Raw genomic sequence first — 23,826 nt, forward strand, 5'->3', positions numbered from 1 at the left:
CAGGGCAGGCGCGCCAAATTGGATTGGATCTCATTCGATGTCGGATGCGGGTTCATGGCATGCAGAAGCTTGCAAATTTAGTTTTTCCGCTTCGTGCGAACGTCCTTGTTCGCGTGCGCACTCAGCGAGCGCTTCATAAATAGCGGCGTTGGGTTGTCCGATGAGCGCCGCACCTTTTAGGTAGGTCTCCGCGTCTTGGTATTGACCTTGCTCCATCAGCAGCTGGGCATACGAGTACATCGCCAGGCGCCGAATCGGTTTTCGCGGTTCCTTCATGGCCCGCAAATAACGAGTATGCGCTTGATGGTGTCGTCCCATCATCGCACTGACCCGCCCCAGTGCCATCCACAACAGTGATTTGTGCGAAGAGGACGGAAAGCACTTGAGGAGCACTCGTTCCGCGGCGTTCGCGTCTCCAGTCAGCACCTGGACAATTCCGAGTTGCAGCAGCGCTTCGGCGTCATCCGGCTGGATGGAGAGGCGCATTTTCAAGGTTGCGGTCGCTTGTTCCAGCCGGTCCGTGCGCGCGTACACCCATGCGAGGAGCGACCACGCACGCGCGTTTCCGGCATCCACTTGCACCATCTTGCGACAAGTCCGGATACATGCGTCGTAATCTCGACTGGCACGTTGTATGAGTGCGAGCAAGTAGAGCAACTCGAGGTTGAGCGGCTGCACGTTCAGTCCATTCCGGCACGCTGCTTCAGCATCGGCCAGACTGCCACCCTGTAGTTCTGCGTAGCCCATGACCCGCCAGATTTCAATGTCCTGGGGATCCAGTTGTACAGCGTTTCGGAGGGCCACAATGGCAGCGTGGTGGTTGTGCGTAAAGAGGTAGCTCACACCCAAGTTAAACCAGACATCCGCGTATCTCGGGATCCGGCGCGCGACACGCTGTAGGCATTCAATGGCGCGCTCGGGGTTGTTCCGCTGAAGCTGCAGTAATGCCTCCAGTTCATCGGCCGCAGCCAGATACAGCGGTTCACGTGTTTCTTTGCGCAGTTGCAAGAGTTGTTCGAGCGCTTCATCCACATGCTGGTTCGCGGCGTAACTGCCCGCGAGATATAGGCGTCCGATGGCGCTGCCGGTCGCCTCGACCACTTGTTCCAACGATTTGGCAGCGTCCTCAAACATGAACAGATCGTAGTAAGCCAACCCTTTGCGAAAGGCGCACGTGAGCGGATCCGACAGGTCGAATGCGGCGTCCATCCAATCGGCGTCGTCATCGTCATTGAGAAGAGCCAAATCCTCGCAAGTACGGGATTTTACATGGTTTATTGACGTGGTGAGGGCTGGGGTATGTAACGATGTCGAATCACCGGCGTTCAGATTCCCTCGCTCTTCCGAAGGGATGTCTGCGTAGGTTTCCAATAGTTCGGCAATGTGCTCATCGAGCGTCATCCAATAGTCGATGTAACGTTCACCGAGTTTTTGAATGCACACCAACTCTTCCGTGAGGTGCTGCCGAAGGTCGGAATCGGCTGTCTCCAGCTGACCACGAATTCGCTCTACGGCGCGAAACAGCGTTGCAAACCCCTGTTCAAACACAAAATAACCCCCCTCTCACACTAGAATGGGCTGCGACGGGGGGTGTTATACGGGGCAACTTGCATGTCTGTCTCTCTTCTGTGTCAAAACAGAACGTCTCCGCTGTGGATGGGCACCGTGGTTCCACTGTCCTTCCGCACGTACAGCACGCCGGTCGCGTCAATGTCAGTGGCTACCCCTTCAATGGTCCCCTGTGGACTAAGGACGCGGACACGCCGTCCCAAGGTGGCGCTGGCACTGCGCCATTCCTCCACCACGCTTTCGAAACCGCGACCATCGTGAATCAATGCAGTAAACAGGGCGTCCATCTCGGCGAAGATGTCGGTCGCGAGCGCCACATGCGAAACTGGCTGTCCGCTCTCGGCGAGAAGCGACGTTGCTAGGTCCGATAACTCTGGCGGGAAGTCGTCCCGCGGGATATTGCTGTTCATGCCGACACCGACGATTGCGTAATCCAGGTTTTCGCCGTCGGCGCGTATTTCAGCCAGAATGCCGCATACCTTCTTGTCGTGAATGAGGAGGTCATTTGGCCACTTGATCTTGATAGGCAGTGCCGTGTGACGAATGACGGCTCGCCGTACAGCCACGCTGGTTAAGAGCGTGAGGTCTGCAGCCTGGCGAACAGGTATTGGCGCACGAAACACGACGGAGAACCACAGCCCCGTCTCAGGAGAGAACCACACCCGGCCCCTGCGGCCCTTTCCGCCCGTCTGAATCATGGCAGTGACGACTGTTCCGTGAGGAACCCCTTCCTGTACCCATTTCACGGCCTGCAGATTGGTCGAGTCCACCTCGCGGTACCAGATGACCCGTTGGCCGATGTTCTGGCCAGGTGGCACGTGGGGCTGGATGATGCCCGGCAGAAGTAGGTCGGGAACGTGAACGATGCGGTGGCCAATTCGCGGCGTCGACTCAAACCGGAACCCCAGACCTTCCAAAGCCTTAATGTGTTTCCACACCGCGGTGCGAGACACTCCCGTTTTTCGGCTGAGTTCTGTTCCCGAGATGTTCTTGTCCGGTTCCGTCAAAAATGCCGCGACAATTTTCTGTCGGAGGTCGTTTGTCTCCGTCATGCCGATGCTATCCATCAGTGAAGTCAAAGGTTGTCCCTCCTGCGAGCGAATGGATCAGCGCTGTTGCACGTTTCAATAGGTGAGATCGGTCGTTCAACACGCGCTTCATTAACACGTCTTCGGTCAACTGTTGCTTGACCTGCCCTACCAAGGGGCCGCGCGCTCCCAAAGCCACGATGTCCTGACCAGAAATCTGCAGGTCCTGAACCCTCCAGATGGGCTGGGTTTGAGCGTATTCGCGAAACAAGGTCCATCGTGGTCGGTGATCATCGCCGACGTTTTCCCAGATGTCGAGCGCCGCGCAAGCACGCTCTACGCGGCCTTCTCCAAATTCAAACAAATGGCGGCGCCACTCCCAAGTGCTCCATTTCAGAGGATTGGCCTGCAGCAACTCGAGAAAGTCGCCAGCTTCCTGACAGTACTGGTTTGACCAGCGCAGCGCACGCCCCATCGCCCTGCAGGAGGTCGGTGTCAATCCAGCCGCATGGCACCAGATGGCCAAGGCTTCTGCAATTCTGTCCTCCACCGCGTGCGGCTTCATCCATGACTGCAGCGACTTTGCGGCTGTGGACAGACGCTTAAATCCTTGCTGCAGCGGCCGAAGATGAGGGTCGACATACGCCCAGATCTCGCTCTTTGCCATAGAATCGATGACAGCACTCCAGTCCGCAGCAGCAATTTTGGCCACTTCCACACCGATTCGCTCGGGAGACACGGCGCGCAGTTTCTCCGCGTTCTGTTCCATACCCCGCCAAGTGTCATCATCCAGTTGAAAGCCCAACTGTGCGGCGAACCGAAAGGCGCGCAAAATGCGAAGCCCGTCTTCCTGAAACCGATGCGACGGCACACCGACCGCGCGAATGACTCTGCGAGCGAGGTCTGACCGTCCACCAAAGCAATCGACGATGTGACCGCGAACATCCATGGCCATCGCATTGACCGTAAAATCCCGTCGGCTCAGGTCCTCTTCCAGCGAGTGACAGAAAGCGACTTTGTCTGGTCTGCGCCCGTCAGAGTACCCGATGTCTTTGCGATAGGTGGTGACCTCCACCGGCAGTCCCTCGGACAGCACCGTGACGGTTCCGTGCTTCAGTCCTGTCGGTACTGTCCGCGGAAACAGGGATACGACTTGGTCTGGCGTCGCATTGGTCGCGACGTCAAAGTCCGTGACTGGCCTTCCGAGCAAGCGGTCGCGTACGCAGCCTCCGACCAGGTACGCTTCATATCCGCCTGCCTCCAGCGTATTGAGTACGCTGACAACGGGCGCTGGCCAATCCATTTCCATCAGCAGCAACTTCCCTTCAGCACAGCCTTGTAGATGTCTTCGTATTCCTGTACTCGGTGGTCGATGTGGAAGACCTGCTGCGCTCGTTGGACGGATGCATCGGAGAAACGAGCGTAGAGCGCATCGTCAGTCAGCAGTGTTTTGGCGTAGCCGGCCATGGTGTCCACATCCCCGACACTGGCGAGGAATCCAGTCTCACCGTGGACAACCACTTCGGGAATGCCCCCTGCAGTCGTTCCAACCACGGGAACGCCACACGCCATCGCTTCCAAGGCGACCAGGCCAAAACTCTCTTTCTCCGAAGGAAGCAAAAACAGGTCAGCCGCTGCACAGATGGGCGCCACTTGATCTTGCTTGCCGAGAAACAGGACGCTCGCGTCCAACTGCAGTGACTGTACCAGGTCGCGGGCGTGGTTTAACTCCGGCCCTTCTCCCACGAGCAGAAGTTTTGCGGGCATACTCTGCCGCACCTGTGCAAACACGTGAATCACATCGGAGATGCGTTTTACGCGGCGAAAGTTGGAGATATGCAGTAGCACTTTCTCATCGCGGTCGGCAAAGCAACGCCGCAGCTCAGAGTTGGGGTCGGGATGAAATACATCCGTGTCCACAAAGTTGTACACGCAGTGAATGTGTCGCTCGATGCCGAACAACGCTTGGGTCTGCGTGACTAGACTTTGGCTGACGGCAGTCACGACGTCGCTCTGTTCAATCCCGAGTTTGATAACCTCGTATAAACTCTTATCCTGCGAAAGGACGGTAACATCCGTTCCGTGCAGCGTAGTAACCACCTTGAATGAGTGATTCTTGACAATCGCCTTCGCGAGAAATGCGCAGACCGCAAACGGAAACGCATAGTGAACGTGCAGAATGTCCAGGTCGTACCGCTTGACGATGTCAGCCATATGCGCAGCCAGCGACAAGTCATACGGTGGTGTCCGCAGGACTGGGTACGAGACCGTATCCAGTTCGTGTATGTAAATGTTTTGGTGAAACTCGCCCAGTCGAAACGGAACGTCGGTCACAATGAAGTGAACCTGGTGTCCGCGTCTCGCAAGCGCCTTTCCTAACTCCGTCGCGACCGCGCCGGAACCTCCGATGGTCGGATAACAACTAATGCCAATGCGCATCGCGCCACCTCCCTCTCCATTGCACGATTCACTTGGGTTCGGGATTGATGAGCAGCGGCCGCTTCATCCGGAATCCTTCCGCAAATCGACACCCAACCTGGTGTCCCGTTAATGCATCGCGTCCGATGATGGCATCCACAAACCCCTGGTTGAGTGGAGTCGGGATGCTCCCTGAACCAGAATGAAACTGAGATCCATACTGTTCTAATGCTGACTTCTTTTTGTCAGCCACAGTTGAGATGTCGACGGCGATATCCGGTCGCTCCATGCCGTTTATGGCGTAATAGAACAGGTGGCGCACCTTGTGAGGCGGTTCTCCAGATGGCGTGCCGAACCGTTTGAGGCCCGCGTTGAACACCCCTTCTTCCACAATCGCCGCGCAAGCTCTGTGGTCCGGGTGTCTATCCTCCCAGTCCGGTGCAAACACGTACGTAGGCCGATACTGCCGAATGATGTCAGCGACGGCAGACACCGTCTCTGGTCGTACAGACAGGCCCCGATCCGGAAAAGACAACGTCAACCGCACGGCGAGGCCAACCACTTCCGCCGCTCGCTTCGCCTCTTCCAATCGCGTATAGACGGTGCCATTCGTGGACAGTTCAGCGTGTGTGAGATCACACACGCCCACCCGGTATCCTTGCTGTGCGTACCAGGCCAGCGTACCGGAACAGCCGATGTCGGTGTCATCCGCGTGAGCCCCAAACGCAAGTATGTACAGCGCATTGTTGACGTCAGTCGGAGGTATGGCCATGCACTGCATTCCTCCAGTTCAAGTCACCGCGCTCCAGGGCGCGGAGCAACGCTTCCGCGGTCGCGAGGTTCGTGGCGACGGGAATGTTGTGGACGTCACACAGTCGCAATAGTGCCGTAATGTCCGGCTCGTGAGGTTGTGCGGTGAGCGGATCGCGAAGGAAGATGACGAGATCCATCTCGTTCTCCGCGATTTTAGCGCCAATTTGTTGGTCGCCGCCGAGTGGACCGGACTGTACACGGCGCAGCGTCAGGCCCGTAGCTTCTGCAATGCGCAGTCCCGTGGTTCCGGTGGCGTACAATGTGGCTTTCTCGAAGATATGCTTATAAGCAATGGCAAAGTTTACAATGTCTTCCTTTTTGTTGTCGTGCGCAATCAGGGCGACATTCATCGTGCAATCCCTCCAGCTCACCAGAGTAAGTGCTCCAGTCCGTACACCATGCCCTGGATTTCCATGACCTTACTACATGCCAGCACCACGCCGGGCATGAAGCTCGCGCGCGACAAAGAATCGTGTCGGATGGTCAACACTTCTCCCGTTCCGCCGAAGATGACTTCCTGGTGCGCTACGAGCCCCGGTAGGCGGACACTGTGGATAGGCACTTCGCCGTAGAGGAGCCCTCGGGCCGGTGTAGACGGCTGTTCTGGGGCCTGTCCCTGGGATGGTTGCCAAGACGGCTCCGATGCCGCATCTTGACGCTGTTTCGCCATCTGCTCCGCTGTCCGTTTGGCCGTCCCGGACGGAGCGTCCTTCTTTCCGTCGTGGTGATACTCCACAATTTCAGCCTTTTCGTAGAACCGTGCGGCCTCCGCAGCGAAGCGCATCATGAGCAGGGCGCCAATTGCGAAGTTTGGCGCGGCAATCCCGCCAATCTCGTTGGCCAGGCATTGCTTGTTCCACCGTTCCACGTCCTCCAGCGTATAGCCTGTGGCGCCGACAACCGGGCGCACACCAAATGCGATGCAACGGTCGATGTTGTCTACAACGCTGTCGGCGTCGGTAAAGTCCAACCAAACGTCGGGGCGCTGCTCCATCAGCAGCTGCGATGCATCGTCGTATACGGGATATGGAGTCTCTGACGCTTGTCCACGGGATCTCACCAGCACCGCACTGAGCTTGAACTGTGGGCTGGAAGAAAGGGCCGCAACGGCCTCTCTCCCCATCTTACCGTTCGCTCCAGCAACAGCCACTGAGATTTGCTTTTGGGAATGATTCATCTTCATCTCTCCGTCGATTGATTTCCGTTCAGGGTGGTGCCTGCTCTGTCGCATCGAGGATGGCACTCGATGGATCACAGTGCGATACGAAGTACTCCGCCTCCTGATTCAGGGGGTCATGGCTCAACGCGGACGCAAATAGATGTTGCGCCTCCGCGAGGCGACCGCGCTGCAACATCTCGAGTCCATCCTTGACGAGCAACTTGGCTCGAATCACATGCCAATGTTGCTTGTACAGGTCGTTATCTGGCTCTAGCGTCTTGGCGGATTCCGCCCAGATTATGGCCTCCGTCAGATTTCCGCTACGCACCGCCGTGATGGATGCGTGGAAATAGTACGCCGGGTTTTGCGGATTGCTGCAAATGGCGTTTCTGAAGGCGTCCATAGCTTTGTCAAAATCGCGAATGAACAAGTACGAATATGCAGTGTTCAACCACCGGTCTTCCACCACCGCAAATCACCTCTGGTCCAGCTTATGGAAACCAAGGTGCGGTGGATTGTACCAAGGCCTAGGACGACGCCTCGTGCCTATGCCTATGGTGTCTTTGGATGGATGCGCGTCCAGCGGTCCTTATCACGCGTTTCAAACTTCTCCATGATACGCATGAACGCATCGGATAGATCAATGTCCAACCGGTTGGCAAGGCAAGCGATGACAAACATCAGATCCCCCAGCTCCAAGGCAATACTGCCAGGTTCCTCTGATGGCTTCTTCGGCTTTTCACCGTATTCGTGGTTGACCTCACGGGCCAGTTCACCCAGTTCCTCTGTGAGGCGAACGACCAGTGTCATCGGTTGGAAGTAGCCTTCCTTGAATTGGCTGATGTACGCGTCCACGCGTCGTTGCATGTCCTCCAGGGTGAGCGCCATGTGCAAACCTCTTTCACGGAATCTGTCTTGTAGTGCTTTTCCTTCGTTCTCCCCCATTATACCGAACAAAGGTATTCCGCACATGCATGACAAACATAAACCCAATGCCTGGACAATATGATGTACTGATTGACCGGGACAAGTGCGAGGCCCGGGCGCGGCAAAAGGAGATGAGATGGATTGAGTCAACAGCGTAAGGGCCAGTGGACCACGTATTTACTTGGTACCGCAGTTATCGTATTTACAATTGCGCTGGTCGTTTACCCGAAACAAGGATTTGATGCCGGGATTATCGGGCTGAAAATGTTTTGGGACATCGTCTTCCCGTCCCTGCTTCCGTTCTTCATTTTAGCGGAATTATTGCTTGGACTGGGGATGGTGCACGGACTCGGGGTGCTGTTGGAACCATTGATGAGACCGCTGTTCAGCGTTCCGGGTGCCGGTGCTTTCGCTTTGTCGATGGGTCTCGCAGCAGGGTATCCCATGGATGCAGTCATTACCTCCCGGTTTCGAGAGACGGGGATGTGTACCCGTAGCGAAGGTGAACGGTTGCTAGCTTTCACGAATACGGCAGACCCGTTGTTCATGATTACAGCGGTGGCTGTCGGCATGTTTAAGTCTCCTGAATTAGGTGCGCTCATCGCACTCGCACATTATATTTCTGCGTTTTTGGTTGGCGTGAGTTTCAAATTCTGGGGTCGTGGCAGTGAATCTACGCCAAAGACTGAGCAAGCGGGAAAGAGCAATATTTTTGCACGCGCGTTTCGAGAAGTGGTGGTCGCCCGCGAGGAAGACGGTCGCCCGTTTGGTAAGCTATTACGGGAAGCTGTAACGGAGTCTATTATGACCATTTTGATGATCTGCGGTTTTATCGTGTTTTTCGCGGTGATGATTGAAGTGATGCGGTTGTCCGGAATTCTCGCCGTACTGGGTGTTCCAGTGGCCTTTATCTACCACCTGCTCGGCATCGACACGAGTTTAGTGAATCCGACGCTCGCCGGTCTCGTGGAAATTGACATCGGCAGTGCGCAGGCAGCGGGGGCATCGGCTGCGCCGCTCATTCAAAAGGTGGCCATTGTGGGCGGTATCATCGGGTGGAGCGGCTTGGCTGTGCATGCCCAGGTTGCCAGCGTCATCACAAACACGGACATCCGTATGGCACCTTATTTTCTGGCACGGTTCCTGCACGGTGTGTTGGCGGTCGTGTTTACGTACATTCTGTGGTGGTTGGGGTTGGGCAACGCAGCCGAACACGCGTTTTCCTTTGCCGTACCCGCGTTCGCGTCGACACAGGCGGCGGCTGCAGGCGCCCCGTGGTGGCAGGTCATGGAGAGAGGGTTGTCGGCCTGGGTTTGGCTGATCCTCGCCATGCTCGTGGTGTCTGTGGCTCTCTATATTATCAAGAGGGTTCGGGTGATTGTCTGGCGCGCGAAAGTGCCGAGAGCTTGACGACTACACACAGATGTGACGGTGGGATGGTTCGAAACATGATACATTCAGTCTCGGTGCACCATCCAGGTCCTCCACCGCTCGCTTATGGGCGGTGGAGTGACATCGACGCAGCACAAGTCAATCGGACATCACGAAGGGGAGACGGATGGAACGTCTCCCCTTCGTGATCTTGCAAGCACACAGTCACTCCTATCAAGTGAACGATGGCGCCCACGAATTCTTTGCCGAATTCGGGGCGCCATGGCGGACGTTCGCACTTTGCAGAGCATCAAAACCAACAGGGCTAGCATCGTTCGCACGCTCTTAGGCTTTCACTGCAAGCACCTGTAAAGGTCACCTCGCTTGCACATCAGAACAAAGGTGGAAACCAGTGGTGAAGCCAGATTTGGTCGACAAGGACAAACGCTGCGAGCACCCATACGTACACGGCAAAAATGCGCATGCGAGAGCGATTGAGAAGCCACATCGTGCCTTTGACAGCGAAGTAGCCGGCAATGACGGCCGCCAACGTGCCTAAGCCGATGGCTGTCCAGTTCGTTCCGTTGATCAAGCTCGGGTCCTCGAACACATCATCCAGTTCAACGACGGTCGCTCCGAGAATCGCTGGAACAGACAGTAAGAACGAGAAGCGTGCTGCCGCTTCTCGGCTCATGCCGCGCCACAGTGCAGCGGCGATGGTGAGGCCAGACCTCGAAAGCGCTGGCAGGATGGCAGCGCCTTGCAGCGTACCAATCCACAGGGCGTCCGCTGGGGACATGTCATCCTCTGACTGTGCGGTGTTCCCCACGCTGTCCATCCACCACAGCACGACGCCCGTGATGACGAACTCAAAGCCTACCGTGATCCCGCTTTGAAACAGATCCTCGAAGATCTCCTCGAACAATCCGCCGACGACCGCCGTTGGGATGAGCGCAACCAAGATCATTCTTGCAGTGCGGGACCAGGGATGTCGGATCAGCCACCGGACTTCGTTCCGCAGCGCCCACACCACTGCGATGAGGGTACCTAAATGCAAAAAGGTAATGAAGAGGAGCTCTTCTCCGGAGATGTTCCACAACTTCTGCAGGAGTACGAGGTGGCCTGAACTGCTGATGGGCAAGAATTCTGTCACACCTTGTACAATGCCAAGGATGATGGCTTGCCATGTGGTCATATACTTCCCCCCTTTCCGTTTGCGCGCGAGAGCAAGACGTGGACTGGCTCCGCTATATTCATCTATATTTGTCCTTCCCTGCGGACATGCTGGACGGTTCTTCGGGCTGCAATCATCATTGTGGGGACAAGGCCATATTCTGTCTGTAGGGGGTATGGCGAATGCATCGCGCGGGACAATCGAAATGGCTTGCGTTTCAAGTCGGCTGCACCTACGTGGGGACAGTGGTGGGAGCCGGTTTTGCTTCCGGACAAGAGATTTTTCAGTTTTTCGGACGCTATGGGAACTGGGGATTTCTATCCATTCTGCTATCCGTCGTGCTGTTTGCGTGGCTCGGGTACAAAGTGATGTATCTCGGGCATCGCCTACAGGCCCACTCTTACCGCGAGCTGAATGCGTTCTTGTTTGGCAGGACATTAGGAAGCGTATTCGACGTGGTTCTGGTATTGATGTTATTCGGTGTCACGGTTGCCATGCTGGCCGGTGCTGGGGCGCTCTTTCGTGAAAGTTTGCACGTGTCGTTCCAAGTCGGGGCCTTGCTGACACTCGCGATTACATACATCACCATCGTTCGCGGCATAAAGGGAATACTGGAAGCCAACACCGTGATTGTCCCTACCATGGTCTCCTTTGTTTTGTTCGCCGCCTTTGATGTCCTTCGGAAGTACGGTCTCCCCCACATCTGGAGCGCGGGCGCGATGCTGACGACGCACCATCCTCTCGTGAGTCTCATCTCAGGCGTCATGTACGCAGCCTTCAATATTGGGTTAGCAGCCGGCGTATTAATTCCACTGGGTGCCAACGTCAAAGACGTAGAGACGCTTCGACTGGGTGCATGTATGGGGGCAATCGCGCTTGGTAGCATGCTGTTGGCCGTGACATGTGCCTTGTTTGCTCATTATCCGAAGGTGATGACTTTGGACATTCCTATGGCGTATGTGGCTTCACAGATTGGGCGGTACCTGCAGTGGGCGTTCCTGTTTGTTCTGTGGGGGGAGATCTATTCTACCTTGGTAGGCAATGTCTACAGTCTGGGTGCGCAATTTGGTATGCGCACACACCGTTCTTCCGCCATCGTGACGGGAGTCATTCTGGTCTTGGCGTACCTAGGTAGTCAGGTTGGATTCTCAACCATGGTGACATACGTGTACGGAGTGTTTAGTTGGATCAGTACCCTATTTGTCTTCGCGCTTGTGTGGCCGAGGGAAAAGTTGCCTGTCCCGTGACCAGTTCCGTATAATGAGGCAACGTACAACTACGTTGTTTCAATCGGAGGAAGTTAAGATATGTTGCGGGAATGGTGGAAGTGGGCATCCATCGTCTTAGGCAGTTTGGTCTATTCGGTAGGGCTGAACGCTTTTCTGGTCGCCAACCACCTTGCCGAAGGTGGTTTTGTCGGAATTTCCGTGCTGCTGCTATACAAATTCAAGTTGCCGCTCGGGGTCACGTTTCTTCTTTTGAACATACCTCTGTTGATTCCCGCATGGCGGCTGTTTGGACACGACTTTATCCTGCGCACCACAGTGGGCGTACTGGCTGTATCCTTGTTCAGCGCACTGACCGCTCGTCTTCAGTTGCCGACATCCGACCACCTCTTGGGCGCACTGTACGCCGGCGTCGTCACAGGCCTCGGTTTGGGTCTCATTTTTCGGGCCGGAGCGACAACGGGTGGTGCGGACATCATTGCGCGATTTGTTCGGCACTGGTACGGGCTCTCCATGGGCAAGACGCTGTTTTCAATCGACGTTGTGGTGATTGGGATTGGAGCCTGGGTGGTTGGTCGAGAGACTGCGATGTATTCCCTCGTAGCACTCTTCGTGTCCAGTCGAGTGATTGATTTTGTCATTGAAGGTGTCAAGGCGGGCAAGGCCGTGCACATTATTTCGGACAAGTACGAGGACATCGTTCGCGACATTCACGAGATACTGAATCGAGGAACGACTCTGCTCGACGCCAGTGGTGGTTACACCGGAGAGGCCAAACGCGTGATCTACTGCGTGGTGTCGCGGGAAGAGGTTGGGCGCATTCAGCAAATTGTGCACGACATTGATCCTCGCGCCTTCGTCGTCGTAAACGATGTCCACGAAGTACTCGGAGAGGGCTTTACGTATCCCTCTCCGTAATCAGCTGTGATGACCGATTCGAAAAATTCTACTCGAGCGCTTCAACAAGATGAGATGAGGCCTGCACGCGACATACGCTGCAGGCCTCATCGTATTGAAAACGCGAGATTATCCCTTTTGCTTAGACAGCCAGTCGACGACTTTCTGAACGTCGGCGTCGCTGGACAAGGTCCCGTTCTTGGGCATTCCGCCGGACGGGTTGTTGACGAATTGCTTCAGTTTCGTCGCATCCCAGTACTTGCCGATGGCGTAAATCGGAGGTCCCATTCCACCTTCACCGGACTTGCCGTGGCAGTTCGCGCACGTTTGTTCAAACAACTTGTAGCCAGGCATATTGGTATCTACCAAGTGAATCTGGGAAGCCGAAATCTTTGGTAATGCCGGCAACCCTGCGGACGCCTTGCCACTCGCAGCGTCTACCTCCGCCTGGTGTTGAACGGCCGCTTCGTTGGTTAGCCAAATGGTGAGCAGCGTTGTGAGCACCATGGCGCCGGTGGCCAGAGGTCGTTTGTAGGGGTGTCGCGCCTTGGAAGTATCCAGCCAGGGGGCGAACAACAGCAACAGCGAGGCAACCATCGGGACCAACACCGTTCCAACGACGATATCGGAACCCGGATAATACTTTAAGATTTGATAGAGAAACAAAAAGTACCAGTCCGGAACCGGAATGAACGACGTATCATCCGGGTTGGCCTTGTCGCCGAGGTCCACCGGATTGAACACAATCCAGAGCATGAAGGACAACAGAAACACGGATCCGACAATCCATTCCTTCAACAGGAAGTTTGGAAAAAACGGCTCCGTACCGGGGTTCTTCAGATGGTGATGACGATACCTGGGCGTGCCAGGAATCCGTTCGCCTCCCGCCATTCCACACCCTCCTTAGCCGTACTCTGCGCCTCGCGCGCTTGCCTCTGCCGCACCGATTACAGCGGACCAGCAATGTGTTGAGAGCGAATCATGATAAAGTGCAGGGCCAACAACACAAGCAGTGCGGCAGGCAGGAAGAATACGTGAATTGCAAAAAACCTCGTCAATGTGAGAGCGCCCACCGTGTGACTTCCCAGCAGCAAGGTTTGGATATATGGCCCAACCCACGGAATGGACCCTGCGATTTGACTACCCACGGCGGTCGCCCAGTACGCCTTCTGGTCCCATGGCAGCAGGTAACCGGTAAAACCGAAAGCAAGTACAACGAAGAAAATCAGTACGCCGACGACCCAGTTGAGCTCACGAGGAGCCTTGTACGCCCCTGTGAAAAACACGCGAAGCATGTGTAAGAACATCATGACAATAACCAAGCTGGCTCCCCAGAAGTGCATTCCGCGCACGACATTTCCAAGAAGTACTTCGTCCGTGATGTATTTGACGCTGTACCACGCATTCGTGATGTCGGGCGTGTAATACATCGCGAGGAACATACCGGAGAGGATCTGTGTTGTAATGACCAGAAACGTCAATCCACCGAAGCAGTACACGAACGCAGACATCTTCACCGCTGGATTCACGTGGGCCGGAACCTCGTGATCCGCCATGTCGCGCCACAGCGGTGTTACGTTGAGCCGCTCGTCAATCCAGTCGTAGGCTTTTTTCAACATGTTACGTCATCACCTGCCCTGAGCGATTGCGTTGTTGCAGCGGTCCCGGCTGCCGTGCAGACCGCGCGTTCCGTGCACTTCACAGCGGACGTGCGCATCGAGGGGCGACACAAGAGAGACAGCGGCCGGTTTTGAGCTGCAAGAGATGAGCCTGACTGTTCTAAAAATTTCGTACATCTTCTTGGCGTTCGTCCATCACATGGCACCGATTCATGCATGGGTCGCCGGTCCGGCACGTCACCGCGATGGATGCCCTGGCGACGCCACAGATGAAACGCTTCCACGAATATCATGGCTTCGTGCTCCCTCGCGCCAGAAACTCCGGAAACAGCGCTCATTCTCTTTTCTCTTCGTTTTTAAAGCAAGTGAACCTAGATATGGCGCTGACCTCCGCCGACTCACCCATCTCTCGTCAAAATTCATATGTAGACGTGGCACCCACTGTATGTAAATCATCATATCTTTCAGACGTTTCATGTGTCAAGCAGTGCCTTGCGTCTCTATTGGATTCATCCATCTGTCCCAGTAGGGATGTCGGAGGTCGGAACCGCAGCACAACAGAAAAATGCTGTCACCGACGGAAATCGGAGGGCCCGTCCTCAGCTGGTGTGGTTTGGCGTTCCCTGCCACAAGTCTGACAGTTCACCGACCGCCCATTCCTCCAACGCGTCCAACAGTTTTCTTCCCTCGGCAGCCATGGCAGCAGTCATGGACTCAGGCATGCCGATGTCCTGGCGTGCTGGACTGTTCCAGTACTGCGGGCAGGCGAATGCAAGATATGACCAGGCATCGGCGAGACGGTGTTCAGGGACCCGTCGCCGCAGCCACTGCCACCAGTCCAGGATGACGCAGTTTCGCCTCTCAGAAGGTTTCCACGCGTCTTGCACCAACGTGCGGTCTGTGAACCACAGCACGTATTTCAACGGATGAAACCACGCTTTGGGCAGCGCAGAAACCATGTCCAGGGATACCGGCGTCAGCAAGGTAGCACCTGCATCGAGATGGGTTGTGCGTCCTCCAAATCGCGCAAGGAGTCGTTGTGCCAGGTTTTCCACAATCCAAGCGCTCGCCGCGAAGGGCGCTGCAATGTCCAACGGTGCCGGTTCAAAAGAGGTGATGATGAGGGTGTCGACATACTCACGGTACGGCTCAAATTGGTGTGGCGTCAGATGTTGCATCTGCACAGGGACTCCCCCATTCAGGTCGTCGGAGCTATGTACAGAGTAACATGCGCCAATCGGGGCGACAAATCGCGGTACAACAATAGCGAGTCACAACAGTCCACCAGACTGGCTCTCCGCGATGTTGTCATATGCGGAACACATCAACAACCCCTTCGCAGTGGTTGCGAGGGGGTTGATCAGGTCAAGTGCGTCATCCTACAGGCAGCGACAATGCGTCAAAGTCGATAAGTTTGCGACTGGCTTCATAAAACGCCTGGCGATCACCGAGGTCGAGTGCGCGGTTGACTTCTTCCATGAGCATCTCCCGCTGGTAACTTCGTACTGCCTGGTCAATCACCCATTCCGCTTGCATCGTGATTAACTCTCGGACCGCCGGCTCCAACTCGGCTGTAACCGTTTCCTCCAAGACGGAAGCATAGGCGGTGCTGGTCGTCCGGTCCTTGAAAAACAGCCCGACGTAAACGTCGTCGTCCGGGTGTTGATACAGGTCCAGGAACGCTTGTTCGACATCGGTAGACACCGGTTTGTTCCGGCGATAGTAGCGAAATGGTGCGACTTGGACACACGTAGTGGACACGACAATGACACGCGGCAGTTGACGGAAGTTTTCGACGAAATGGACTCTGCGCAGTAAGTTTTCCCGTGTCATCATGTAGCGCAGGAGCATTTCCGCCTCCCGGCTTTGCAACTGGTAGTTGCCCAGGAACCAACGCAGAAAGTGTTTCTTTTCGGCGACCGTTACAGTATTGCCCATAGCCGTCTCCTCCCTGAGTGGCCGAAGCCCATTGTCCCAAGATTGAGAATATCCGCACCTACACCGGCAACCAGCAGAAGTAAGAATGCTTTGAGTATTCTATTCGAGCGGACAGTCAAATTTTCCTGCACAACTGTCCATACTGTGGAACGATTTCAGAGATTGGGCTCTCTGTTCAGTACCCAACGGATCAACTCGTCAGGGTATCGTCTTCCACCGCTCGCTCTGCACGCATGACCCGGTCCCACTCCTCCAGCGTACGCTCGACATTGCCTGGCACGGGTGTTTGCGAGTAGGTCTGCAAGAAGTCGAGCCAGGCTGTGAGTGACTTGCCTGCCGCAACTCCTTTTTGGACCGATTCTTCCGTCATTCGGTAGACTCGAATGACCCCCGCCTGTCGTAACTCGGTGAACATTGACAATTCGGCAGTGATCATCGGCTGATCCGTTGTGACGACAATCTCAAAGTTCGGTTGCACGATGAGGATACGTTGTTTCTCCTTCGCTTGGTCCGGAATGACCGGTAAAGCGTCCGGTGTTAGCAATTGTTGACCAAGTTGAGTGATTTGAAACCACTCTCGCCCACTTTCGTCGCTCCCAGTTCGAATCAGACCCAGATGCATCAACATCTTGAGTATTCTTGTTTTCCAGACCTGGTGTTGTTCGTCGTAGTAGTAGGGTTGCACAAGGTCGGACAAGGCCGTCAACATGCCGTCACTGCAGGTCCACTTGCGTGCAGCGTGTGCAATGAGCTGCGCCACCTGAGGCAGTCGTTTGATAGGGCGGCGATATGTCGACATGTAGAACCGCACGAGCGCTCGTTGCCTATCCAGCATATCGAGGCCTGCCCAGGCCGCCACGCCGTCAGCCAGGCGAAGCAGGCCATCGTTATCCTCGCTGATCAAGTTTGCATGGTAGGCGTAGTCGTACAACAAAGCGAACCTGTCCGGATAATCGTGAAATCTTCTCCCGTAACCGAACCTCCACCCGCTTTGCAAGGGTTCTTCAGGCACTTCGAGTAATTCCAGAATCTGTGTCAGATTCCGCTTGTATATGCTGCCGTCCGTGGTCAATCGAACATCGTGGTTGCGGACGTATTCCAGGAACACATCGACGTCGCGCACCATGGCGTGCCCTTCCTCCTGGTACAGAAGTGGTCCGTCGTCCATGGTTTCCAATTGTTTGGAGAAGCGTTGCACCATGACTCCGCGGATCTTGCTTTGCAGCTCTTCGGGCACGCAATAGAGTAGTCGGCCCCCATACCGGGTGGTCGGAAACAACCAGCCCTCCTGTACCGCCTTGTCGAGGGCGTTGTCGGCCCCTTGGCCCTGCAAGACGCCCACGAGTTCCTCCTGGGAGAACGTCCGACGCTGTTCCAGGCTCAGACGGAGCATGGCGTACTCTCTTCCGTGGACCCAGGTTTCCATGTGCTCTTGAAGGAACGCCGACGACTGAAAGGTGTACAAAATTTCCTGCAGCAACGACAGTTTTGAGTGTCGTGAGCAGCGCAAGTCGTAGCGCTCAGCAATGGCCCTTAATGTAGATATATCAGCGGTGTTGAGACACTCGGCCAACTTCATGGTATTTCCTCCTCGCTTCGGGGGCCTCGACGGTCGCCACTGGCGACAAGCCACCTCGCTCTAAGTCCCTCACTTCTGCACCCCGGCGACGTGCACACTCCCTAATATTTCCTCGGCGTCCATGACGTCGTAGGCATACCCCTGCTCCACGAGATACAACTGTCGGTGTTTTGCAGTTCTCTCCTCAACGGTGTTCTTGCTGACCAGCGTGTAAAACACACCTTCTTTGGTGTGTGGTCGCAACAGCCGGCCCAATCGCTGCGCTTCTTCCTGACGCGATCCGAACAACCCTGACACCTGGACGGCAACCGATGCGCACGGGATATCCACTGCCATGTTGGCAATGCGGGACAGGACAATCTGGCGAATCTGCCCGGACCTGAATTGTTCCAGCCACTGCTCGCGTTCTGGCTGCGGCGTCTGGCCGCTGACCATGGGGCAGTGCAGCTCGGCAGCCAATGTCTGCAACGACTCCAAGTAATGGCCTATGACCATTGCGCTCTCCCCAGGGTGCTTCGCCAACAGTGCGCGCACAACGGACACTTTGGCCGGGTTGAGTGCCGCAATCTTGTGTCGTTCCCGGACACTCGCTCGCTCGTACAACGCCGCATCCGCGGCAGATAACGGCACGTGTACTTCCACACAGCGAACCGCAGCCAGGTATCCCGCCTGTTCCAGTTGTTTCCACGGCACTTCGAAGACCTTGCTGCCAATGAGGCTGAACACGTCAGCTTCTGCACCGTCTTCTCGGACGAGGGTAGCGGTCAGCCCAAGCCTTCGCGCTCCTTGCAGGTCCGCTGCCAGCCGAAACAAGGGCGCAGGCAGCATGTGTACTTCGTCGTACACCACGATACCCCACGGGTGTCCAGTCAATCGCCTCAGGTGTTCCCGTTCGCCGCTCCGCTTCTTCGCCGCAACCTTTTGGTACGTGGTAATCGTGATGGGCGCTAGCGGTCGGTTCGCGTGATACAGAGCAACGTCGTCGTCCGTGAGCGTGGTCCGCTCCAGCAATTCCTTTTGCCACTGTTTCGCGGATGTGTCGCTGGGCGTCAAAACCAGTGCGTGCCGTCCAAGGGCCTGAATGATGGCGATGCCCACGATGGTCTTCCCCGCCCCACACGGGAGTACGACCACACCGCTCTGGTCCCGCGTGTTCGCATAGAATTGCTCCACGGCGGCCCACTGGTAATCCCGCAATTGGGTCCGTCCATCCCACGAAAAAGAGATAGCCGGTGCGTCCTGATAACCGACGTTGTCGCGTACCGGCCATCCTGCGCTGGCCAGTATCTGCTTCACCTCTGCCCGACAGCCCGCTGAAAACACAAGCCCATCGCCGTCGTCGGAGAGGGCGAGTTCGCGCACGGCCGGAACGGCTCTGGCTGCATCGAGGTCTGCGCTACATCCACGCAGCACAATGCGTCCACGCGCCCCTTGATGCAACGCCAACCTGCCCCACTTGGACATTTCTCCAGCAATCAATTGCTGCAGTGCATAAGGAATCGGATGGGCCGCATACTGACGTAAAAACGCGAGTACCTGGCGGGCGGTTTTGCCTGTAGACGCGGCCTGCCACAGCGAGATGGGGCGCACCTGGTAGACGTGGATGGGATCCAGGCGCTGAACGAGGTCGGAAAAAGCCATGAGGTCCGCACGAGCGGCGTCATAGTCCGGGTTGTCCGACTGAACCAACAGCGTGCCGTCACCCTGAACGTACAACAATCCAGTCACACTCCGCCTCCTTTTGCGGCCAATCAAGGCATCCCAGTCTGTTGCACATATTGGTATTCTTTTCTTCAGTATGACTTTTTGCGGAGTTGGGTATACGGAGGAAAGTGCGGGAGAATGGGTGAATCAAAAAAAAGCGGGAATCTGAATGTTCAGATTCCCAATGGGAATTTGCTAGGAGTGGAGAGAAATCAGACAAAACACCCTTCGATAAAAAGGATAGCGCTTTCATAACTCCGTGTCAATACTAAATGTTCAGATAATTGATGAAGCCAAAGCGGATCAGAGATCCGCTCCGACCATTCGCAGTGTTTCCAAGAACGTCGGGTAAGAAATTCCGACACAATCCCAGTTCTGAACCGTCACGGGATCTTGGCTTGCCAACCCTGCGACAGCAAAGCTCATGGCGATTCGGTGGTCGTTGTAACTGTGAACCGTGCCGCCCTTCACCTTGCCCTGCCCTCGAATAAGGAATCCATCGGGGCGTTCTTCCGCATCTACCCCAATCGCCTGGAGGCCCTCCACAACCGCTCGAATTCGGTCGGTCTCCTTCACGCGCAGTTCCTCTGCACCTGACACGACCGTCTCTCCGTTTGCGTAAGCGGCAAGCACAGCGAGAATGGGTAGCTCGTCAATCAGCGAAGGGATCTCTGCTTCATCAATCCGCACCCCCTGCAGTGCTGAAGAAGAGACAGTCACATCGCCGATGGGTTCCCCGGCAATCGTTTGCACGTTCGCAATCTGGACGTTCGCACCCATGCGCGAGAGGACGTTGAGGAAACCAATCCGGGTCGGGTTGAGTCCGACGCCTTGAACGGTGACGACAGAACCCTGGACCACGGCTGCGGCCGCGAGAATAAATGCCGCAGAGGAGATATCCCCTGGTACCACGACTCGCGTTCCTTGCAAGGTCGCTCCGGGCGATACCACGATGGTTTGGCTGGTTCCGTCCGATACTTGACGCAATGGAGCCCCAAACGCTGTCAGCATGTTCTCCGTGTGATTGCGCGTGGGGCGAAGTTCAGTCACTGTCGTGTCTCCTGCCTCCGCCAGCAAACCGGCCAGAAGAATGGCAGATTTCACCTGTGCGCTTGCTACAGGTAACGTGTAGGAAATCCCGCGCAGCGGTCGTCCCTGTACGACGAGAGGCGCAAAGCGTCCAGAGCGAGCCCGGATGTCAGCGCCCATTTGTGTGAGTGGATCCATCACACGCCCCATCGGCCGTCTCCGAAGCGATGCGTCACCGGTCACGCAGGCAAACGGGACGCGCGCGGAGAGGATGCCTAGGACAAGCCGTGTCGTTGTGCCCGAGTTGCCGCAATTCAGGACGTCCAGCGGCTCCTTTAGTCGTCCGGCGGTTCCCTGAATCACCAACCTGTTGGGTTCCACTTCGATGTCCGCTCCGAGGGCCCGGGCCACTTCGATGGATGACCGACAGTCGCCAGCATCCAGCCAGTTTTCGACTGTCGTGGTGCCGTCCGCAATCAACCCGAGGAGAATCGCTCGATGCGTGATGGATTTGTCTCCCGGAACACGAACGGAACCAGAGAGCGCAGGGGATTTGTGAAACGCACGAAGTGCGGAATGTTGCAAGTCTACTGGTACTGTCATAGACGTTCCTCTTTCCACTTTTTGTGTACGGACTGCGCGCGTGCCAGCCACTGTTCGATGGAATCGCCGTCTGCCGCAGTCAAAGCCGCTGCGATGTCCCCCAGTACCGTTTGAAGTGCAGATATATAAGACAGCACATGGTCTCGGTTGGCAAGCAGAGTGCTTCGCCAAAACTGCGTCGGGGACTCTGCGAGACGCGTGACGTCGCGAAACGCGGGACCTGTCAGTTCTGCCCATCCCCCTTGGCGGTCGGTCGCCAACGCGTCAGACGCCAGAAGTGCTGTCAAGGAAGCCAAGTGGATACCGTGGCTGACGGAGGCCATGGCGGCATCGTGTAAATCCGGTGTTGGTAGTTCGACCACGCGCGCCCCCAGCGTCTCCAATAGAGGGTACACTCTCCGACAGGCGGGCCAGCCCGCGATGGTAATCCACGTTCGTCCCGCAAACAGGTCTGGCGTCGCATGGGTCGGCCCCGGCGTAGACAAACCAGCCATCGGGTGAGTTGGGGCGAATGCGTCCCGTAGATTGAATCGTTCCGCAACCTGACAGATATCCCGTTTCACGCTGCAGACGTCCAAAACGACGTCCGCCACTGCGGCCACTGCAGGCAGTTGCCGGCAAGCGACATCGACCGGCGTTGCCAGTACAGCCAAGTCGAATCGAGAGGCACGTGGAACATCTGCGTCTATCGACGCAAATGCTCCACATTCCGCTGCGATACCTCGGTAATCGGGGCGAATCTCGACGCCTGTGATGGTGATGTCTGGCAGTCGGCTGGAAATGGCGCGAGCCAGCGACGTTCCAATCAGACCGCATCCGACGACCAGCACGGACTCGGGAAACCGCTCGTTCATTGACCGATGGCCTCGCACATCACGCTTTCCCGACGTACATCGGGTCCGTGACTGGGTTCATCGCCTTCGCGATGCGGCGGACTTCAACGACCAGATTTTCAAAGTTCTCAATCGTGAGCGATTGCTCTCCGTCCGACAACGCCTCTTCCGGATTGGGGTGAACTTCCACAATCAAGCCGTTGGCCCCGGCAGCGATGGCTGCGCGCGCCATTGGCGTCACGTGCCGCCACTGGCCGATGCCGTGACTTGGATCTACCACCACCGGCAAGTGCGACAGGTGTTGAACGACAGGAACGGCGTTCAGATCCAGCGTGTTGCGCGTATATGGTTCAAACGTCCGAATGCCACGTTCGCAGAGGATGACGTTCGGGTTCCCTTCCGCCAGAATGTACTCAGCCGACATGAGCCACTCTTCGATGGTCGCTGAGAGTCCGCGTTTCAGTAGAATGGGCTTCTGTGTCTTGCCAACCGCTTTGAGCAAGGGGTAGTTTTGCATATTGCGCGCGCCGATTTGTAACACGTCCACGTACTCAAGCATCATGTCCAGCACGTCGATTTCCATGATCTCGGTGACGACAGGAAGTCCGGTCTTTTCACGCGCCTCGGCGAGGTACTTCAGCCCGGTTTCACCGAGACCTTGGAACGAGTACGGGGATGAACGGGGTTTGAACGCGCCGCCGCGGAGCATGTTTGCACCCGCTGCCTTCACTTTCTCTGCGGTCTCCACAATTTGCTCGCGCGATTCTACGGAGCAAGGCCCGGCAATGATGACCGGCTCGCTGCCACCCACCACGTGTTCACCGACTTGTATAAGGGTGTCCTGTGGGTGAAACGCTCGACTGGCCAGTTTAAACGGATTGCTTACAGCAACCACTTTTTCCACACCAGCCATTGCTTGCACAGGCAACTCGCGCACCCTCTCTTTGGGACCAATGACGCCCACGATGGTTCTTTCTTCGCCTTGCGAAATGTGTACACCCAGCCCTTTGCTCTTGAGTAACTGGACGACACTGTCAATGTCGTCGCGCCTAGCGCCCTCCTTCATGACTACAATCACCGTTCATTCTCCTCTCCATTCCTGTCTATACGCCCTGAACGAAACGCCGCTTCGTCTGCGCCATCGCCTCGACGAGTGCTTGTGCAAAATGATACACACATTCTTCGAGGACCGAAACCTCTACCGATTCATTTTCTAAATTTTTTTCAATTCTGCGAATGAACGCGCTGCCGACAATCACGCCGTCCGCATAGGTTGCAATGTCTCGTGCCTGCTCCGGTGTGCTTACGCCAAAGCCGACAGCAACGGGTAACTGGCTGTACTGGCGGGCCGTAGCCACCAGTGATTTCACCCGATCCGACATTTTCGCCCGCTCTCCGGTCACGCCGAGTGAGGAGACGCAGTAGATGAACCCGCGAGCGTGCGCACAAATGTCGCGAATCCGGTCCTCCCCTGACGTCGGCGCCACCAGCGGAATGAGGGCGGTGCCATATGCATCCGCCGCCGCTCGGATACTCTCGCTCTCCTCAAACGGAAGATCCGGAACAATGACGCCGTCCACACCCGCGGCCTGCGCGTCTCGAAAGAAGCGGTCCACCGAATACTGCAGGAGCGGATTGACGTAGGTAAACAAGACTTGGGCGTGATCGCCTTCCTTTCGTAGAGCAGCGGCGAGTTCAAAGCTGTGCGGCAACTGAAACCCGGCGCGAAGACTCCGCAGCGCGGAATTTTGGATGACAGGGCCATCTGCCAATGGGTCAGAATATGGGGTTCCGATTTCAATGATGTCGGCACCCGCCCGTAAGACGCTCCGAAACAGGGCCAAAGAATCCGCGAACGTCGGATCACCCGCGTTCAGAAATGGAATCAGTGCCGCGCGGTCCTGGCGGCGGTAAAACGCGCGTTGAATCCGCTCCATGG

The 23,826-nt window shown here is 56.3% G+C and carries 23 protein-coding genes; 3 read left to right on the forward strand and 20 right to left on the reverse strand.

Going from position 1 to position 23,826, the window contains the following annotated elements; translation table 11 throughout:
- Positions 1-30: 30 nt before the first annotated feature.
- From YWK_RS0112095 to YWK_RS0112135, 9 genes are all read right to left on the reverse strand, one after another.
- The gene (locus YWK_RS0112095) at positions 31-1,548 is read right to left on the reverse strand and encodes a tetratricopeptide repeat protein (protein ID WP_026965002.1); all 1,518 of its coding nucleotides are present in this window, start codon (positions 1,546-1,548) and stop codon (positions 31-33) included.
- 83 nt (positions 1,549-1,631) lie between these two features.
- On the reverse strand, positions 1,632-2,648 hold the full coding sequence (locus tag YWK_RS0112100; protein WP_084453679.1) for a biotin--[acetyl-CoA-carboxylase] ligase: 1,017 nt from the start codon (positions 2,646-2,648) through the stop codon (positions 1,632-1,634).
- Positions 2,629-3,906 (reverse strand): CCA tRNA nucleotidyltransferase, encoded by a 1,278-nt coding sequence (locus YWK_RS19740; protein WP_051375541.1) that lies wholly within the window; start codon positions 3,904-3,906, stop codon positions 2,629-2,631. The genes YWK_RS0112100 and YWK_RS19740 overlap by 20 nt, the downstream gene beginning before the upstream one ends.
- Complete coding sequence (gene bshA / locus YWK_RS0112110) at positions 3,906-5,036, reverse strand: N-acetyl-alpha-D-glucosaminyl L-malate synthase BshA (RefSeq protein ID WP_026965004.1); 1,131 nt, start codon at positions 5,034-5,036, stop codon at positions 3,906-3,908. The genes YWK_RS19740 and bshA overlap by 1 nt, the downstream gene beginning before the upstream one ends.
- Before the next feature lie 28 nt (positions 5,037-5,064).
- Complete coding sequence (gene bshB1, locus YWK_RS0112115) at positions 5,065-5,787, reverse strand: bacillithiol biosynthesis deacetylase BshB1 (protein WP_035466845.1); 723 nt, start codon at positions 5,785-5,787, stop codon at positions 5,065-5,067.
- The gene (gene mgsA / locus YWK_RS0112120; protein WP_026965006.1) at positions 5,768-6,178 is read right to left on the reverse strand and encodes a methylglyoxal synthase; all 411 of its coding nucleotides are present in this window, start codon (positions 6,176-6,178) and stop codon (positions 5,768-5,770) included. The genes bshB1 and mgsA overlap by 20 nt, the downstream gene beginning before the upstream one ends.
- 17 nt (positions 6,179-6,195) lie before the next feature.
- On the reverse strand, positions 6,196-7,005 hold the full coding sequence (gene dapB / locus YWK_RS0112125; protein WP_026965007.1) for a 4-hydroxy-tetrahydrodipicolinate reductase: 810 nt from the start codon (positions 7,003-7,005) through the stop codon (positions 6,196-6,198).
- Positions 7,006-7,033: 28 nt separating this feature from the next.
- Complete coding sequence (locus YWK_RS0112130) at positions 7,034-7,453, reverse strand: tetratricopeptide repeat protein (RefSeq protein WP_156909138.1); 420 nt, start codon at positions 7,451-7,453, stop codon at positions 7,034-7,036.
- Between the two features lie 86 nt (positions 7,454-7,539).
- Positions 7,540-7,875: a nucleotide pyrophosphohydrolase gene (locus YWK_RS0112135; protein WP_026965009.1), complete on the reverse strand. Its 336-nt coding sequence runs from the start codon at positions 7,873-7,875 to the stop codon at positions 7,540-7,542.
- A 180-nt stretch (positions 7,876-8,055) separates the two neighbouring features.
- Between YWK_RS0112135 and ylbJ the strand changes: the two genes are divergently transcribed.
- Positions 8,056-9,324, forward strand: a complete 1,269-nt coding sequence (gene ylbJ / locus YWK_RS19745; protein WP_035466848.1) for a sporulation integral membrane protein YlbJ — start codon at positions 8,056-8,058, stop codon at positions 9,322-9,324.
- A 352-nt stretch (positions 9,325-9,676) separates the two neighbouring features.
- On the opposite strand, the gene YWK_RS0112145 is transcribed toward ylbJ, so the two are convergent.
- A complete protein-coding gene (locus YWK_RS0112145) occupies positions 9,677-10,480 on the reverse strand; it encodes an undecaprenyl-diphosphate phosphatase (RefSeq protein ID WP_026965010.1) in 804 nt (267 codons plus the stop codon).
- A 161-nt stretch (positions 10,481-10,641) separates the two neighbouring features.
- Between YWK_RS0112145 and YWK_RS0112150 the strand changes: the two genes are divergently transcribed.
- Positions 10,642-11,706, forward strand: coding sequence for a YkvI family membrane protein (locus YWK_RS0112150; protein ID WP_026965011.1), 1,065 nt, complete (start codon positions 10,642-10,644; stop codon positions 11,704-11,706).
- A gap of 60 nt (positions 11,707-11,766) precedes the next feature.
- Positions 11,767-12,603 (forward strand): YitT family protein, encoded by an 837-nt coding sequence (locus tag YWK_RS0112155; protein WP_026965012.1) that lies wholly within the window; start codon positions 11,767-11,769, stop codon positions 12,601-12,603.
- 108 nt (positions 12,604-12,711) lie between these two features.
- Here the strand turns inward: YWK_RS0112155 and YWK_RS0112160 are convergent, their stop codons facing one another.
- From YWK_RS0112160 to trpA, 10 genes are all read right to left on the reverse strand, one after another.
- The gene (locus tag YWK_RS0112160; protein WP_026965013.1) at positions 12,712-13,473 is read right to left on the reverse strand and encodes a menaquinol-cytochrome c reductase cytochrome b/c subunit; all 762 of its coding nucleotides are present in this window, start codon (positions 13,471-13,473) and stop codon (positions 12,712-12,714) included.
- A 56-nt stretch (positions 13,474-13,529) separates the two neighbouring features.
- On the reverse strand, positions 13,530-14,201 hold the full coding sequence (qcrB, locus tag YWK_RS0112165; RefSeq protein ID WP_026965014.1) for a menaquinol-cytochrome c reductase cytochrome b subunit: 672 nt from the start codon (positions 14,199-14,201) through the stop codon (positions 13,530-13,532).
- A gap of 599 nt (positions 14,202-14,800) precedes the next feature.
- The gene (locus YWK_RS0112170) at positions 14,801-15,385 is read right to left on the reverse strand and encodes a hypothetical protein (protein ID WP_026965015.1); all 585 of its coding nucleotides are present in this window, start codon (positions 15,383-15,385) and stop codon (positions 14,801-14,803) included.
- A 190-nt stretch (positions 15,386-15,575) separates the two neighbouring features.
- Positions 15,576-16,139, reverse strand: coding sequence for a YpiB family protein (locus tag YWK_RS0112175; protein WP_026965016.1), 564 nt, complete (start codon positions 16,137-16,139; stop codon positions 15,576-15,578).
- Positions 16,140-16,329: 190 nt separating this feature from the next.
- The gene (locus tag YWK_RS0112180; RefSeq protein ID WP_026965017.1) at positions 16,330-17,718 is read right to left on the reverse strand and encodes a helicase-associated domain-containing protein; all 1,389 of its coding nucleotides are present in this window, start codon (positions 17,716-17,718) and stop codon (positions 16,330-16,332) included.
- A gap of 69 nt (positions 17,719-17,787) precedes the next feature.
- Positions 17,788-19,446, reverse strand: coding sequence for a DNA repair helicase XPB (locus YWK_RS0112185; RefSeq protein ID WP_026965018.1), 1,659 nt, complete (start codon positions 19,444-19,446; stop codon positions 17,788-17,790).
- A 279-nt stretch (positions 19,447-19,725) separates the two neighbouring features.
- A complete protein-coding gene (aroA, locus tag YWK_RS0112190) occupies positions 19,726-21,054 on the reverse strand; it encodes a 3-phosphoshikimate 1-carboxyvinyltransferase (RefSeq protein WP_051375542.1) in 1,329 nt (442 codons plus the stop codon).
- The gene (locus YWK_RS19750) at positions 21,051-21,908 is read right to left on the reverse strand and encodes a prephenate dehydrogenase (protein ID WP_051375543.1); all 858 of its coding nucleotides are present in this window, start codon (positions 21,906-21,908) and stop codon (positions 21,051-21,053) included. Before YWK_RS19750 ends, aroA begins: the two co-directional genes overlap by 4 nt.
- A gap of 19 nt (positions 21,909-21,927) precedes the next feature.
- Positions 21,928-22,965 (reverse strand): 3-deoxy-7-phosphoheptulonate synthase, encoded by a 1,038-nt coding sequence (aroF, locus tag YWK_RS19755; RefSeq protein WP_051375544.1) that lies wholly within the window; start codon positions 22,963-22,965, stop codon positions 21,928-21,930.
- Positions 22,966-22,990: 25 nt separating this feature from the next.
- Entirely contained in the window at positions 22,991-23,824 is an 834-nt protein-coding gene (gene trpA, locus YWK_RS19760) for a tryptophan synthase subunit alpha (protein WP_051375545.1), read from the reverse strand.
- Between the last annotated feature and the right edge of the window lie 2 nt (positions 23,825-23,826).

Origin of the sequence: Alicyclobacillus pomorum DSM 14955, from assembly GCF_000472905.1 — a bacterium.
Classification (GTDB): Bacteria; Bacillota; Bacilli; order Alicyclobacillales; family Alicyclobacillaceae; genus Alicyclobacillus_A; species Alicyclobacillus_A pomorum.